Origin of the sequence: Candidatus Caldatribacterium sp. SIUC1 (assembly GCF_051549785.1) — a bacterium.
Taxonomy (GTDB): domain Bacteria; phylum Atribacterota; class Atribacteria; order Atribacterales; family Caldatribacteriaceae; genus Caldatribacterium.
The window spans coordinates 1,020,497-1,035,056 of sequence record NZ_CP189974.1 but is presented as its reverse complement, the minus strand read 5'-3'; the positions used below and the strand labels follow the sequence as shown (position 1 = coordinate 1,035,056).

The window sequence follows — 14,560 nt, the reverse complement described above, 5'->3', positions numbered from 1 at the left end:
GATTTAGCATAGAAGCGTCACTATCTCCTCCTGTTGGAGAGTTCCAGAGAAGCCCACAATATCTCCTTATGGCTTCACGACCACCTTGAGGTATGGCCCCTTTTGAATCTCCCGGAGCATCTCGGGGAGTTCCTGGAGAGCGATGACCTTCGAAATGTACGCTTTGCCATCGATGCGTCCTGCACTCATGAGGTCAAGACAGGTGCGGATGTGGGCGGTGGTGGCCCCTGAGGTCCCGTGGATGAAGAGCTCCTTGTAGTGGACCGTGTTACCGTCGACCTGGACCATGCGGTCGTCTTTGGGAAGACCTCCGAAGAAGTTCACCCGCCCCCGGGGAGCAGCAAGCTCCACCGCCTCTTCCTGAGCCTTACGGGAAGATGCGGCAACGATGACGACATCAGGACCAATCCCCTGGGTTTCCGCAAGGACAACCTCTCTTAGGTTCTCCTTTGCAGGGTTGATGAGCCGGTCAGCACCAAAACGCTTCGCCTCGGAAAGGCGGGCTTCCTGAATCTCGGCAACGAAAACCCTCGTCGCTCCGAAGACCTTAGCAAGTGCCACGTGCATGCATCCCACAGGTCCTGCACCGATGACCAGAACCCGGTCGCCCAGTCCCACCCTGGAGAGGAGCTGCCCATTGAGGGCGCAGGCCATGGGTTCAGAGATGGCCGCCTCTTCAAAGGAAAGGCTTTCAGGGAACTTCACGAGATTCCCCCGCCGCACGGCCTTCTCCGGCACAAGGACGTACTCGGCAAATCCCCCAGGGTAGTAGTATCCAAAAGCCTCAGTCCTCTCCTTGAAAACACGGCAGAGGTTCGTGAGCCCTCGCTGGCAGAAGAAACACTGTCCGCAGGAGACTATGGGGTCGACAACCACCCGCTCCCCCACCTCATACCCCTCAACCGCTTCCCCCTTCTCGGCAATGACCCCCGAAATTTCATGACCAAGGACTTGGGGTCCAGTAATCGCCCTGTGGCCAAAGTGGAAAATGCGAACATCGGTCCCGCAGATGGCACACGCTTCAACCTTCACCAGAACGTCGCCCTTCCCTATGAGGGGTACCGGTCGATCCTCAATCCGGAGATCACCCGGCCCGTAAAATACGGCTGCTCTCATGCTCACCACCTCTTCTGCCCGGTTTTCAGGACTGCATACCACTCCCTGACCCTTTCCCCCAGGGGGCTTTCGGGCAAAACCCCGCAGATTCCGGCAAGAACAGCAGCAAGACCCTCTTCTCTGAGCATCTCCTGAAGCCGAACTGCCTCGGGATCCCCACGCCAGTCGTAACACAGGGCTGCAGCGCACACGCAGGCAACGTATTCAGGGAATACCCCTTCTTCAAGACAGAGATGGGCACTCCCTATGAGCCGCTCAGAAGGAGCGAGTTTCCGCAGAGGATCCCGGGCAACCCGGTACACCGTATCCTGGAGGAGGGGGTTACCGAAACGAACGCGAATGTCCTGACGAATCCGCCGATGTTCCTCAGGGTCAAGGTCCTGGGAAAATCGCCGAAGGAGGGCCCGGGAGGTCTCATCAAGAGCACGCTCGAAAACCTCGCTGACGAAGGAATCCTGAAACCCCTCATGGATGTACCGCAACCCCCTGAGGTATCCAAGGTACGCCAGGGTGGCATGACCGAGATTGTGGGTGTGGAATTTCCGGAAAAACTCTGCAACGAAATTCCGCACTGGCTTCATTCCCGCAACAGAAAGCGTCGAAGCCCGCAACGCCTGGGCATCGTAGGGGAATTCCCGGTAAGCGTCGGCCACAACAAGGAGGGGGTCGTGGGATTCGGGAAGGACCTCGGGAGAGAGCACCATACGGGCCACGCTCGTTCCCACAAAGCCAATGTGGGCCTCAGTCCACGCCCTTTCTTCGGCCGTCAAGCAACTCAGCACCGCATCCTTCAGGGTTCCTGCGGCATCCCTTGCGTTCTCGCAGAGGTACACATCAACCGGGCCTTTCCCAAGGGCCCGTCTCTTCCGGATGCCCAGGGCAAGAAGCGGGGCAAGGTCGGGGAGATTCCTGACCCCCACCGCCGTGCCCACAGCCTCTGCCTCCGCGAAAACCTCAGCGACCCGGTCCTCCTCCCCCACATGCAGTGCCCACACAGGACCGATGAAAAGATCCCGGCCGGTTTTCGTGTACGCATCGAGAAGGCGAAGGGGGTAGAACTTCTGGGCGTTCAGAAGGTCGACGAGGTCCTTTCTGACGTCCACGAAGACGACGCTGTACCCCGCCTCAGAAAAGAGCTGTCCCATGAATCCCCGACCGATATTCCCCGCACCGAACTGAAGAAAAACGCCCATCCTTTCCTCCGGAAAATCGCCGCCTTCCCTTCCATTGTACGCCAGGTGTAAGGACAAGGGAATACTCAGCGCAAAATCTCACGCCCTGATTCCCGCCACAAGGTACGCTTCTTCCGTGTCAAGAACCTCGAAGACTCGGATGCCTGCCCTCTCAAGCATTGCCGCCACCACCTCCCCTTCCGGAAGAAGGTGTGTCCTCGTTACTTCATAGAGGGCATGGATGGCATGGATGCCTGCCCGTCCCTGAGTGTGGAAGATGGCCAGTATCCCCAATTCCCGTAAAAACTGGGAAAGATGGGCAACAGTTTCCTCTTTCTTCTCAAAGTGGGGGAAGGAAGAATAGCAGAGAATGGCGTCAAAAGTCCTCTCAAAAACCACGGTTGCGGCGTCTCCCCACACGTACTCAATTCCCTCGTCCCCAAACTTCTTCCGCGCCTCGGCAAGCATTCTCTCGGCAATATCGAGTTCCACGATGAGGGCAGGGGCAAAGAGTTCCCGCAAAAAGGGGACGAGTACACCTGTTCCAGAACCAACATCAAGAATGGTCGCCCCCTGGGGGATGGGAAGGTGAAGGAGGAGTGCCCGAAGCTTCTCTACGGGGACCTCCTGCAGGGCATCCCAGAGAGGGGCCTTTTCGTTAAAGAAGGCGCGAAGGACCTGGGACATTGCGCCACCTCCCTAAAACCTTCACAAGAACCGGAATGAGAACAAGTTGCACCACAATACCCGGCAAAGCAGCAACGAAAAGGCTCTGGACCAGGGCCAAAAGGTTGAACCCACTCCCCAGAAAGGCAAAGAGCACCCAGTTCCCCACGATGGACACACCCCGACCGGCGAGCATGGCCAAAACCAGGGCAGGAAGCGCACCAAAGCGAAGACGGGTAGAACTCACAAAGGTGCAAAGGCCATAGGTCCCAAGCTCAAACATCATGGGGAGAAAGCCCGGAAAGGGAGGCATGCCCGTGACCAGGAAATTCAGAGGTGGGAGAACAAACCCAAGAAGGAAAGCCAGATCCCCACTGAGGAGAAAACCACCAAGAAGCGGCGGAATGTGCATGGGGAGGAAAACTCTTCCCGGAAGCCCTAAAAGGTGGAACGCCGAGGGAAGAACAATGCCAGTGGCCAGAAGAACCGCTGCTTTTGTGAGGTCGCGGGTGTGCATGGAATCACCTCCGTAGCACGTTTCTAAAGAATTGTAGCACGAGAGCCGTTCCTCGAGAACAGCCAAAGGCTTGCGGTATAATAGTGGAGGGAATGCTCTATGGCTCTTGTGCGCTTTGGGGTTTCCATGGACCACACGCTCCTTGAGGTGTTTGACAGAACCATCCAGAGAGAGGGGTTTGCCAGCCGCTCCGATGCCCTCCGGCATCTCGTCCAGCGGTTCATTAGCGCCAAACGGTGGGAACACCTTGCAGGCCAGGCGATGGGCGCGGTTACCCTGGTCTATGACCATACCACGAGGAACCTCACCGAGCGCCTCCTAAAGCTTGAGCACGCCTTCCGGGACACCATTGTCTCCACCACCCACGTGCACTGCAATGCCCGGGTATGCCTTGAAGTCCTCCTTGTGCGGGGAGAGACAAAGCGCATCGCCACCCTCGTTCGGGAACTCCAGAGCCTGCGAGGAGTTCTGGATTGCCAGGTCACCTCTGTCCCTTTTCAGGAAAACGAAGGAGAAGAATCCCATGGATGAGAAGACAAGGTATGTCGCACTTCGCCGGGTGCTCATTCTCGTCCTTTTCTGCAACCTGGGTGTGGCCCTGGTGAAAATTCTCTATGGGAAAATCGCCGGTATCACCAGTGTGACCGCCGACGGGTTCCACTCCCTCTCTGACGGGATTTCCAACATCGTCGGTCTTGTTGGACTCTCTGTTGCCTTTCGTCCTCCGGACACAAGCCACCCCTATGGCCACAAGAAGTTTGAAACCTTTGCTTCGGTGGGGATTGCCCTGTTGCTTTTTGGAGCAGCCTCAGAAGTGGTCCGGGAGGTCTGGACACGATGGACCTCCCTCCATGTTCCCGAAGTCCAAGTAACAAGCTTTGCCCTCATGGCCCTCACCCTGGGGGTGAACGGTGTCGTGGTCCTCTGGGAAAAAGCGGTGGGCAAAAGGTGGAAAAGCGACTTCCTCCTTGCCGATGCCCTGCACACGCAAAGCGACGTCTTTGTGTCCCTGGGAGTCCTGGGCACTCTGGTGGCCATTCGTCTTGGTTTTCCCTGGATGGACATCCTGGCGTCTCTTGCCATTGCAGGGCTCATCGTTCGGGCAGGCATTGTGATTCTCACCGAGAGTTGCCGAATTCTCTGCGATGAAAACGTCCTGTACCCCGAGGCAGTGGCTCAGGTTGTCCGGAGTGTCCCCGCAGTCCAGGGGTGCCACAAAATCCGAACCCGAGGACGGGCCGACGACATCCACCTCGACCTCCATGTCCTCGTGGACGAAAACATGTCCGTTGAGGAAGCCCACCGGATATCGGAAGAGGTGGAACAAGTGATCAAGCAGAAATTTAACGGTGTGACCGATGTGACGGTGCACATTGAGCCGACCACCGAAAAGGAGGAACACCGGTGAAGTACCGTATCGACCCGGCGATTCTCGCCTCGTACCCCGGGTATCTCCGGGGTGTTCTCGTGCTCTTGGGGGTGGCAAACCACGGCGAGCAAGAAGATGTGGTCCGTCTCCTCCGGGAAGCAGAATGCACTGCCCGGAAATGCTACACCCTTGAAACCCTCCGGAATGATCCGAAAATCAGGGGCTGGCGTGAGGCCTTCATGAGGTTCGGGACGAACCCCAACCGGTGTCCCCCCTCCATCGAAAACCTCCTCCGGAGAGTCCTCAAGGGGGGTACTCTCTCCTACATCAATACCCCCGTAGCCCTCATGAACACGGTATCCCTCCGTTATGGTCTTCCTTGCGGAGGCGATGACCTGGGGAAAATTGAAGGAGACCTCGTGCTCACCTATGCGCAGGGGGGCGAATGGTACATCCCCCTCAACGGTACCGAGCCTGAACCTCCGCAAAAAGGCGAAATCATCCTTCGGGATAGCCGCAAGGTCCTCTGCCGGAAGTGGACCTGGCGACAGGGAGACGCGACGAAAATCACGGAAAGCACCATATCCACAGTCATCAACATCGATTGCCTTCCTCCCTTCACACTTGAGGACCTTGAGGAGATCCTCGCCGAAGCTTCGTCTCTCTTTGCCCGGTACTGCGGCTGTCACGTCACAACGGGTGTCCTGAAGAACGATGCCCCGGAACTTGAAATTCCTGTGGTACAATAAGGAAAAAGGAGGAGAGTCTATGCGATACGTATTCCTGGCACTGTCTTTTGTGTTCCTCTGGGTTTCCCTCGCCTGGGCCGATGGAGAAGTCCCCCCTTTTGCCCCGTACAGTATCGATGTCCCCGAAGAAGGCTACGCCCAGGTGATGTTCGACCAGGGGTATAACCTCTACCAGGTAGGGAGGAAGGAAGAAGCCATCCAGTTCTTCATCGAGGCCGTCACCACCAAACCTGATTTTGTGAAGGCCTGGATCTGGCTTGCCCGAACCTATCAGGAAGAGGATATGTACGATGAAGCCATCTGGGCCTGGGAAAAGGTGGTGAAACTTGAACCAGAGAACCAGCAGGCCCGGTATTTCCTGCGGAAGGTTCGCAACTGGAAACAGTACGGGAAAGAGGCCTGGGAGAACTACGAGCGGGGCATCGTGGCTCTGGAGCGGGGCGAGCCTTACGACGCCATAGAGTACTTCAAAAAGGCCATCGAGGCTAACGCAACATTCGACAAAGCCTACTACTGGCTCGGGATCGCGAGTTTTCGGACCGGCGACTACCACAACGCCGTGTGGGCCCTGGAGAAATACACGGCGCTTCGACCGGACGACGCCACCGGACAGTACTGGCTCAAGGAAGCCCGCTCGCGTCTTCCGAAGGCAAAATAATCGCCACCGCCCGTACCGGGGAAGCGGTTGCGGAGGAAATCTTCAGGGGAAAGCCGAAGAAGAGGATGTCTTTCCCCACAAGGTGAGCAACACCGGTGAGGTTTTCGTAAATCAGCACTCCTGCTTTCAGGAACAGGCGATGCAGAGGGAAGGGCGGTTCGTCAATGCTCTCTGCTTCAACCCCTACTCCTTTCACGCCGCAGGCAAGGAGTGCCCGTGCGTCCTCCTCGGTGAGCTTCGGGTTCCCCACAAAGAGGACGATGTCCCCCTCCGCCACGTTGAGTTTCCGAAGTAGCGTCTCCTCAAGAGGACGGGGAAGTCTCTCGGGGTCAAGGGCTCGAGCCCGTCCGAAGAACCGCTCAAGAGCAATAGCCTCTACTCCCCAGGCATCCTTAAAGAAGTGCCGGGGAACATCCACGTGGGTTGCCGCATGCTCTGGAAGGAAAAGCACCTGGGTGGCGAACCCATGGACGTTGTGCTGGTGCCAGGGAAGAACGAGGAAGGGCGGGTCTTCAGGGAAAGAGGACTCTCCCGGAACAAGGGTCCGGGAGAGGTCGACAATCAGGTTTTCAGGCTCTCTGATACGCTGCAATGAATCTCCGAATGGAGCGGTCATAGGTTCGCTCAACGTCAGGTGGAAAGAAGCACCCCGGGATTTCTCCGTGGGCGCGGTGGTACGCCACACACTCACAGCACTTCCCACGCTTCGCACAGGAAAGGTATGTACAGGTACACTGAGCAAGGTTTTCTTTCAGGTGACACTCGGGCATACGCGTTCCTCCTTTTCCTCAACGACTTTGGGATCCTTCTGGATGTGTCCTTCATAGAGGAGGTAGGTTCGGAAAATCTCCACGTACATCTTCAATCTATGGTACACCCCAAGGAACGGGCCGTACTTTTCTTCCTTGTGGTAGTGCGCAAGGCCCCAAAGCGGGACCATCTCGATATTGGCCGCAGTATCATGGGCAAACTTCGTCAGAAAGACCTCAACCCCGAAGCGAGTCCAGGAGAAATCGGGGAGATTCCGTACCCATTTCCCCCGCACCGCCCGCTGCCCGTTGAGAATGGGGAAGAAGCGCTGGGCAAGGTCACTCGATCCTCTTCCCCCCTTGAACACCCCAATCGTCATATCGAGGAACGGATACCGAATGAGGGGCTCAGCCAGAGCCAGAAGATGCTCCTTCTCAAGGTGCAGGAGGTCCGCATCGATGAAGAGGTAGATATCGCTGTCTTTCGTCTCCCGAATGCCAGAAACCAGGGCTTTCCCCTTTCCGAAATTCCTGGGATGGCGGAGGACCAGGACGGGGAAACGGGAGGCCACAGACGCTGTATCATCCTGTGAACCATCGTCGATGACTACCACCTGGTCCACGAAGTCTGCAGCACAGACTACCTCAAGGACTCTTCCAATCCGCGGAGCCTCGTTGTACGCTGGAATAAGAACAGCTATATTCTGGCCGTCAAGCATCGGTCTCACTCTTGCAAAGTGGCGTGAAAGCCTTAGAATATTATACATAAAACGCACGAAAGGGAAAGCCACTTGCCAGAAGCGCGAGAAGAAAAAGTCACCGAGTGGTTGAAAAGGTTCTACTATCTCCTCCTCCTTGTCCTTGCGCTGTACCTTGTGTACCTTCTGCGGGATGTTCTTGTCCCCTTTGTCCTTGGGGGACTTCTGGCCTACGCGCTCACCCCTGCCGCCCGGTTCCTCAATAAAAGAGGGCTTTCCTGGAAACTCTCGGTGGTTATCGTCTTCCTTGCCCTGCTCCTCTTCTTCGCCCTGCTCTTTTTCCTCATCATTCCCGAAGCCCTGTCACAGCTCAAGGCTCTGGCGTCTTCTGCCCCCAGATACATTGAGGACTTCGTCGGGAAAATCCTTGAAGCAGCCAGGGCCTTAGACGCCAGGTATCCTGAGCTTCGTCTTGCTGAGGCAGTGGAGGATTTCCTCCGGAACTTTCTGGGAAACCTCGAAAACTACTTCCAGACCATCACGAAGAACATTCTGAACCTCGTTTCGCTCTTCATGAGCGTGCTCTTCCTGGGTTTCGTCGTCACCCCTTTTGCCCTGTACTACTTCATGGTCGATGCGGCGAAAATCCGGGGAACGCTGGTGCGAATCCTTCCCAGGGAACGTCACAGGGAGTACATCGAACTCCTCCGGGATGTGGACAGGGTCGTCGGCAATTTCATCCGGGGTCGACTGATTCTCTCCCTCTTTGTGGGATCCACAGCAACCGTGGGGTTGCTCGCTATGGGCATTGAATTTCCCCTGGTCATCGGCATCATCGCCGGAATCGCCGACGTCATCCCGTACCTTGGACCCATTGTAGGGGCTATCCCGGCACTCCTCTTTGCCAGCACAAAGTCGCTCTGGCATGTGGTGGGGGTTGTGGCCCTCTTCAGCGCCATCAACTTCGTCGAAGGCGTGGTGGTTACCCCCCGGGTCATGGGGAAAGAGACTGGATTGCACCCGGTGACGGTGCTTTTTGCCCTCCTTGTAGGGGGAAAGCTCTTCGGGGCCTTGGGAGTCATCGCTGCCATTCCTGTGGCGGGAGTGCTCAAGGGTATTCTCCTCCACCAGAAAAAGGCGAAGCAAAAGGTGACAGAGCATGGGAACGCTCTGTAACGCTCTGGCTGTGGTCCTTGGGGGGCTTCTGGGGATAACCCTCCGGGGGAAGTTTCCCCTGCGTGTTCAGGAAGCCCTCATGCACACCCTGGGACTTGTGTGTGTCCCCCTTGGGCTTTCCATGGCCCTCAAGGGGGAAAAGTTCCTGGCACTCCTTTTGAGCCTTGTGGCCGGAAGCGCGTTGGGAGAACTCCTGCAGCTTGAAGGACGCCTGGAGCACTTCTCGAGGCGGCTTGAGGAACGTCTGAAGGCTGAAGCAGGGACATTTGCCCCGGGGTTCCTTGCTGCAACACTGCTTTTCTGTATCGGTCCGATGACCATCATGGGGTCTCTCGAGGACGGTCTGGGGAAAGTCCCCCATATCCTCTACACGAAATCTCTCCTTGACGGGACGGCCTCGGTCGCCCTTGGGGCAAGCCTTGGTATTGGCGTTCCTTTCTCAGCCCTCTCCATCCTCCTCATTCAAGGAAGCATCACCCTTCTTGCCCGGTTTATCGCCCCGTTTCTCTCGGAAGTCTTCGTCCGGGAAATGACTGCAACCGGGGGTATCCTCATCCTGGGGATTGCCCTGAACCTCCTCAACCTCAAGAAAATCCGGGTGGCGAACCTCCTCCCGTCTCTTGGCTTTGTGGCGCTTTTCATTCGTATCCTTTAGGAGGTGACCACAGTGCGTATTGCCGTTTTCTCTGACGTCCATGCGAATCTCCCGGCACTGCAGAGTGTCCTTGAGGATATCGAAAGTACCGGCGTGGATGTGATGGTGTGCCTTGGGGACCTCGTGGGGTACGCCCCTTTCCCTAACGAGGTCGTCGAAACGGTGCGAGATCTTGGCATTCCTACCATCATGGGGAACTACGACCAGGGGGTGGGATTTGACCTTGAGGACTGTGGCTGCGCGTACCGGACGGAAGAAGAAAAGGCCCTGGGGCAGGAATCTCTCCATTGGACCAGGAACACCGTGACGCCCAAGAACAAAGATTTCCTTCGAAACCTCCTTCCCCGGTATGAACTCGAGGTAGGATCCTTCCGTTTCCTCTTTGTCCATGGAAGCCCAAGGCGCATCAACGAGTACCTCTTCCCTGACCGGCCGGACTCAAGTTTCCTCCACATGATGGCTGGTGAAAGCGCCAACGTCCTTGTCTGTGGTCACACCCACATCCCTTTTTTCCGGGAGGTCAATGGGCTCTTCATCGCAAACGACGGAAGTGTCGGACGGCCAAAGGACGGTGACTGGAGGGCGGCCTGGGCTCTGCTTGAGGTTGGGGAGAAGCTCCGGGTTTCCTTTCGCCGCTGCGAGTACGACCTTACCCCCCTTAAGGAAGCTTACCCCCGGAGTGGGCTTCCGGGGAAGTTCCTCGAGGACCTCTTGCCTTCTCTGGGAGCGCATTGACACCTTTTCAGGGGATTTGTATAATATGCTCAATTTTCAAAGAGGGAGGATAGTTTCAGGTTCATGGTGGAAATCGACAGCATCGTGGAAGGCAAGGTCGTGGGCATCACCCGCTTCGGCGCCTTTGTTGAGCTCGAAGACGGCAAACGGGGTCTTGTGCACATCTCTGAAATCGCCCACCACTTCGTGAAGGATGTGAATGATTACCTTAAAATCAACGATCGGGTCAAGGTGAAGGTCATCGGCATCTCTCCCGATGGGAAAATCGACCTCTCCATCAAGCGGGTGAACGAGGACAAGGAGTACCTTGAGAAGTTAGAACGAAGCCGGGCAAGTTTTGAACAGAAAATGAACCGTTTCCTGAAACAGAGCCAGGAGAAGCTCTCGGACCTCAAGAAACACCGGGACGGGAAAAAGAAGCGCTGAGATGTCCTGGGACCCCGAAGAGGTTGCCCGGATCATCTTCGATCGTCAACCCTGGGTGGTTCTCACTGGTGCGGGGATTTCGACGGAAAGCGGCATCCCCGACTTCCGTACCCCCAAGACAGGCCTTTGGGAACACTACGACCCCATTGAAGTGCTCTCAGTGGAAGCCCTCTACCATCGTCCTGAGGTTTTCTTCCGGGTCGGCCTTGAGGTCCTCATGCGCTTCCGGGACGCCCGTCCCAATAAAGCCCACGATATCCTCGCAGAGTGGGAAAGGCTTGGCATTGTGGAGGCCGTCGTCACCCAGAACATCGACGGCCTCCACGAAAAGGCCGGATCCCGAAAGGTTCTTGAAATCCACGGGCACCTTCGTTCCGGCCACTGCGTCGCGTGCCGTACCTCCTTCCCTATTGAGGTTCTGGTAGAAAAAACCCGCCAGGGAGAGATACCTCCCCGCTGCCTGTGCGGGGGAATGCTCCGGCCTGATGTCGTTCTCTTCGGCGACATGCTCCCTCCCTGTTTTGAAGAGGCGCAGGAGCTGGCGCATCGCCTGCCTATGCTGGTGATCGGCTCAAGTCTCCAGGTGTCACCAGCGAATTTCCTTCCATCTTATACCCCCCTTCTGGGTATCATCAACCTCATGCCCACACCTTTTGACTGGAGAGCCCGATTCACCATCCGCGAAAAGGCCTCTTTCGCCCTTGAGGCCATCCATCGTGTCTTAGTTACTAAATTCCTGTAAGAGGCTTTCGGTCGAACGCTCTCCAAGCTTTCGCACCGCTTCCCAGGATGCCTCTGTGCACCTCCCCACCCGAGCGAAGAACCGGTTCTTCGCTGCCCGGCTTTTGAAGGTCCTTTTCGCCCAGTCGCTTCCGTACCCTCGTCCTGAAGACATCTCGAGAACCGCATGGCCCCAGAGCACCCAGGCACTCTCTAAGAAAAAGTCTGCTAAAGGCGCAAGGTATGGAGAATCAAAGTCGTCAACGAACTTCTGGCCATAGCGATTGAGCTCTGTGCCCACAAAGACAGGGAAATGATGCTTCCGGGCGGTCTCCACAAACTCGTAGAGCTTTCGCACCTTGAGCTTTCGCTCTTCGTCTTCAGGGATATTCCAGTTCCGATCAGGGATAAGGAAAAAGGTCTCTACGCCGTTGGCTTCACAGAAGGCGATAAGTCTTTCAGGGTCGGCTTCGCCACTCCGGGTTCCGTCAAGCCAGGAGAAGGAGGGAATGGCGCCCACCGAGAGAATCATCTCGTTCACTTCTTGAATCCGAGGGAAATCCCCCACATCGGGCTGAACGTATCCCACGCCGCCAAACTTCATGAGGCGTGAGCGGATGAAGTCGTAAAATGAGGCCCGGTCTTTTTCCAAAACCTGGACCTCTTCCTCCTGAACACCAAGCTTCTCCGCCCAGAAACGGGCACGGTCCCGGGGATTTGGGAAAACGCTCTCTGCTCTCCTGGCATAGGCCACAACAATGTGGCGCTCGGTGGGATTATGGGAGGGGGTAAGAGGCAGGACATCGGTTTCATAGTCGATCGCGGTTTCTTGAAGATACGCATTGACCCGGGCGATAATCTTTTTATTCCGCTCCTGAGCGATCCGCTTGAGTTTTCGCAGGGTTTCAAAAGCCCGGGTTCCTTCTTCAGGAAGACGCACGAAACCGTTCCCCATGTAGTAGGCAATGCCGGGTTCGTTGGGAGAGCTCAGCTCTTCATTCCGGAATTCAGGAAGGTAAATCCGGGTCTCGAGACCCGAAACCACGGGAAGCCCCAGGGTGAATCCCCCAAACCGGAACTCCTCCAGGGCGTCTAAGACATCGAAGTCGACGCTCCCCGCCACGCTGAGGCCCTCCTTTTTTGCCCGCCACACGATGTGGAGAGGCGAATACCCACAGGCGTTGAAGGAGAAGAAGGTGTGGAAGTGGAGGTTCACCACCGGGCGAGGTGGAGGGAAGGAAATTTCCCCTCTCCGGGAAGCTTCAGAAAGCTTGAGAAACGCCGTTTTCCTTCGCTCAAAATCGAAGTCATCAAGCTGTGCCTCAAGGTCTTCGATCCGCACAGGTCACCGCTCCTTTCTCTTCAGGAATCCTTCTCCCTGTCCGAACAAGAAGTTGCTGGAACAGGAAAACCCCCAGAAGGGCACAGGGCACAGCAGCCAGAACCACCGCAAAACCAAACCGTCCTCCCACAAAGCCGAAAAGCCAGGGGAAGAGAAAGGTTCCAAGACCATTATTGAACAGCACCCAGCCCGAAGCCGTGGAGGATACCTCGGGAAAGGTGACCATGGCATGGGTGAGCGTGAGGGGGATGAGTGTCGAGAGCGAAAACCCTGCGAAGAAGAGGAGAAGAGGCGCCAGAAGGGGGGAAGTTCCGAAGAGGAGAAACAGCGCTATCCCCAGAGCACCCCCGAGGGCGTTCGCCCGCATCAGGGTGAGGTATTCGGTCCGCTCGGAGAACGAGGCAAGGACAAAGCGGCCCACAAGAAGCCCCAGCCAGAAGTAGGAAAGGTACACAGCTCCGACAACCTGAGGCAACCCCCGACCTTTCAGGTAGGTCACCAGCCACCCGTTGAAGGTGCTCACCCCAGCTGCGTAAAGGAGCATCATCACCCCAAGAAGGAGGAAGGCTTTCCGGGTGAAAGCCCGGAAAACTGCGCTCCCCGGGGGAGCGCTGATGTTCCGGGGGATGAATGGCAGAAAGAACAGCCCCGCGGTCAACGCCACAAGCCCTGTGACGAGCCCGTACAGGCTCTGGAAACCGTATCCCCGGGTATGGAGGAATGCGTAAAGCCTTGGCGCAAGGAGCGACCCAAGGCCAAAGAACGCGTGGATGAGGTTGAGCACCTCTCCGGGGCGCTCCGGGAAAAGACTCTGGGCTACGGGATTCACCATGCAATCCACAAAGCCCACCCCAACCCCCATGACCAGGAATGCAAAGAGAAGCCAAGAGAAAGACGACCCCACGGCGATGCCCAGAAATCCAAGTACCGCAAGGATCAACCCCAGACGGAGCACCGTTCCCCGGAAAACAAAGTCCCCCAGGATACCCCCAAGAATCAGGGCGAGGAAGTACCCCAGGCCCTGGAAGAAGAACACCTTTCCAGAAAGGGCATAAGGAAGGGAAAAGCGCTCGGCAATTTCGGGAATCACCGATCCTGCTCCTGAGATGCCCACGCCGATCACGATAAGGGCGAGGAAAAAGGGGGGAAGGAGAAAGCCGCGTCTCATTGCTTCACAACCTCCGCAATCATCGTCAGAATGCCCTCCTTGACAAACTCTACGGCAACAGCCGAAAGCAAAAGCCCGAGAACCCTTGAGAGTACCTCCACAATCCGTTCCCCAAGGAACGCCGCAATCTTCGGAGCGAAAAGGAGCAACACCCAAGTGACAAAAAGGGCGCTCACCAGGGCCAGGAAAGGAATGAGATACCCGTACTTTTCTGCAAGAACAATAATGGAGGTGATGGCCCCTGGACCACAGAGAAGCGGCGTCCCGATGACCACGGCAATGGCTCTGGTGTCGGCCTCTTTTTTGGAAAACTGCAACCCCAGGATGTCCTCAATGCCAAGAAGGAGCAGGATCACCCCTCCCGCCACCATGAAGCTGGAAAAGGAAATCCCAAGAAGAGAAAACAAAGCCTGTCCTCCAAAGAGGAAAATGACAAGAAGCACAAAGGCTACAAGAACGGCGAGGAAAGCCTGCTCCATCCGCTCTCTCTCGGACATCCTACGGGTGAGGGTGAGAAAGGTCGCCATTCCCAGAAAGGGGTCAAGGATGATGATGAGCACCACAAAGGACTTCATAAAGGCCCAAAATGCGTCCACCGTATCACCTCGCTTCCATTATAGGGAAATCCGGGGAATTGGAAAGAA

At 56.6% G+C, this 14,560-nt stretch carries 19 protein-coding genes; 9 read left to right on the top strand and 10 right to left on the bottom strand.

What is annotated here, in order from left to right:
* Positions 1-66 precede the first annotated feature (66 nt).
* The 4 genes from ACP6EK_RS05365 to ACP6EK_RS05350 form a co-directional block, all read right to left on the bottom strand.
* Entirely contained in the window at positions 67-1,116 is a 1,050-nt protein-coding gene (locus tag ACP6EK_RS05365) for a zinc-dependent dehydrogenase (RefSeq protein WP_438313802.1), read from the bottom strand.
* 2 nt (positions 1,117-1,118) lie between these two features.
* A complete protein-coding gene (locus ACP6EK_RS05360; protein WP_438313799.1) occupies positions 1,119-2,309 on the bottom strand; it encodes a mannitol-1-phosphate 5-dehydrogenase in 1,191 nt (396 codons plus the stop codon).
* Between the two features lie 78 nt (positions 2,310-2,387).
* Complete coding sequence (locus ACP6EK_RS05355) at positions 2,388-2,975, bottom strand: class I SAM-dependent methyltransferase (protein WP_438313797.1); 588 nt, start codon at positions 2,973-2,975, stop codon at positions 2,388-2,390.
* Positions 2,947-3,471 (bottom strand): ECF transporter S component, encoded by a 525-nt coding sequence (locus ACP6EK_RS05350; protein ID WP_438313794.1) that lies wholly within the window; start codon positions 3,469-3,471, stop codon positions 2,947-2,949. Before ACP6EK_RS05350 ends, ACP6EK_RS05355 begins: the two co-directional genes overlap by 29 nt.
* Before the next feature lie 99 nt (positions 3,472-3,570).
* Here ACP6EK_RS05350 and nikR point away from each other — a divergent pair, with 99 nt between their 5' ends.
* The 4 genes from nikR to ACP6EK_RS05330 are packed head-to-tail and all read left to right on the top strand — an operon-like array spanning position 3,571 to position 6,247.
* Positions 3,571-4,002, top strand: a complete 432-nt coding sequence (gene nikR / locus ACP6EK_RS05345; RefSeq protein WP_438313791.1) for a nickel-responsive transcriptional regulator NikR — start codon at positions 3,571-3,573, stop codon at positions 4,000-4,002.
* Entirely contained in the window at positions 3,995-4,879 is an 885-nt protein-coding gene (locus ACP6EK_RS05340) for a cation diffusion facilitator family transporter (protein WP_438313789.1), read from the top strand. Before nikR ends, ACP6EK_RS05340 begins: the two co-directional genes overlap by 8 nt.
* A complete protein-coding gene (locus tag ACP6EK_RS05335; protein WP_438313786.1) occupies positions 4,876-5,589 on the top strand; it encodes a B3/B4 domain-containing protein in 714 nt (237 codons plus the stop codon). The genes ACP6EK_RS05340 and ACP6EK_RS05335 overlap by 4 nt, the downstream gene beginning before the upstream one ends.
* A 19-nt stretch (positions 5,590-5,608) precedes the next feature.
* Positions 5,609-6,247 carry a tetratricopeptide repeat protein gene (locus tag ACP6EK_RS05330; RefSeq protein ID WP_438313783.1) on the top strand — a complete coding sequence of 213 codons (639 nt, stop codon included), beginning with the start codon at positions 5,609-5,611 and terminating at the stop codon, positions 6,245-6,247.
* Here the strand turns inward: ACP6EK_RS05330 and ACP6EK_RS05325 are convergent.
* The 3 genes from ACP6EK_RS05325 to ACP6EK_RS05315 are packed head-to-tail and all read right to left on the bottom strand — an operon-like array spanning position 6,210 to position 7,715.
* On the bottom strand, positions 6,210-6,839 hold the full coding sequence (locus ACP6EK_RS05325) for a cyclase family protein (protein WP_438313780.1): 630 nt from the start codon (positions 6,837-6,839) through the stop codon (positions 6,210-6,212). The genes ACP6EK_RS05330 and ACP6EK_RS05325 overlap by 38 nt on opposite strands.
* Positions 6,817-7,017, bottom strand: a complete 201-nt coding sequence (locus ACP6EK_RS05320) for a DUF6485 family protein (protein ID WP_438313778.1) — start codon at positions 7,015-7,017, stop codon at positions 6,817-6,819. The genes ACP6EK_RS05325 and ACP6EK_RS05320 overlap by 23 nt, the downstream gene beginning before the upstream one ends.
* Positions 6,999-7,715 (bottom strand): glycosyltransferase family 2 protein, encoded by a 717-nt coding sequence (locus ACP6EK_RS05315; protein ID WP_438313775.1) that lies wholly within the window; start codon positions 7,713-7,715, stop codon positions 6,999-7,001. The genes ACP6EK_RS05320 and ACP6EK_RS05315 overlap by 19 nt, the downstream gene beginning before the upstream one ends.
* A gap of 72 nt (positions 7,716-7,787) precedes the next feature.
* Here ACP6EK_RS05315 and ACP6EK_RS05310 point away from each other — a divergent pair, with 72 nt between their 5' ends.
* The 5 genes from ACP6EK_RS05310 (at position 7,788) to ACP6EK_RS05290 (ending at position 11,428) form a co-directional block, all read left to right on the top strand.
* Entirely contained in the window at positions 7,788-8,870 is a 1,083-nt protein-coding gene (locus tag ACP6EK_RS05310) for an AI-2E family transporter (protein WP_438313773.1), read from the top strand.
* Positions 8,854-9,525, top strand: a complete 672-nt coding sequence (locus ACP6EK_RS05305; RefSeq protein ID WP_438313770.1) for a DUF554 domain-containing protein — start codon at positions 8,854-8,856, stop codon at positions 9,523-9,525. Before ACP6EK_RS05310 ends, ACP6EK_RS05305 begins: the two co-directional genes overlap by 17 nt.
* Before the next feature lie 12 nt (positions 9,526-9,537).
* Positions 9,538-10,260, top strand: a complete 723-nt coding sequence (locus ACP6EK_RS05300) for a metallophosphoesterase family protein (RefSeq protein ID WP_438313767.1) — start codon at positions 9,538-9,540, stop codon at positions 10,258-10,260.
* A 63-nt stretch (positions 10,261-10,323) separates the two neighbouring features.
* Positions 10,324-10,686 (top strand): S1 RNA-binding domain-containing protein, encoded by a 363-nt coding sequence (locus ACP6EK_RS05295; protein ID WP_438313765.1) that lies wholly within the window; start codon positions 10,324-10,326, stop codon positions 10,684-10,686.
* A gap of 1 nt (position 10,687) precedes the next feature.
* Positions 10,688-11,428 carry a Sir2 family NAD-dependent protein deacetylase gene (locus ACP6EK_RS05290; protein WP_438313763.1) on the top strand — a complete coding sequence of 247 codons (741 nt, stop codon included), beginning with the start codon at positions 10,688-10,690 and terminating at the stop codon, positions 11,426-11,428.
* Here ACP6EK_RS05290 and ACP6EK_RS05285 read toward each other — a convergent pair.
* Genes ACP6EK_RS05285 through ACP6EK_RS05275 form a run of 3 tightly spaced genes read right to left on the bottom strand, consistent with a single transcriptional unit; the run spans position 11,408 to position 14,512 of the window.
* Positions 11,408-12,748 carry a hypothetical protein gene (locus ACP6EK_RS05285; RefSeq protein WP_438313761.1) on the bottom strand — a complete coding sequence of 447 codons (1,341 nt, stop codon included), beginning with the start codon at positions 12,746-12,748 and terminating at the stop codon, positions 11,408-11,410. The genes ACP6EK_RS05290 and ACP6EK_RS05285 overlap by 21 nt on opposite strands.
* Entirely contained in the window at positions 12,729-13,916 is a 1,188-nt protein-coding gene (locus ACP6EK_RS05280; RefSeq protein ID WP_438313758.1) for an MFS transporter, read from the bottom strand. The genes ACP6EK_RS05285 and ACP6EK_RS05280 overlap by 20 nt, the downstream gene beginning before the upstream one ends.
* Entirely contained in the window at positions 13,913-14,512 is a 600-nt protein-coding gene (locus ACP6EK_RS05275; protein ID WP_438313755.1) for a MarC family protein, read from the bottom strand. The genes ACP6EK_RS05280 and ACP6EK_RS05275 overlap by 4 nt, the downstream gene beginning before the upstream one ends.
* Positions 14,513-14,560: the final 48 nt, after the last annotated feature.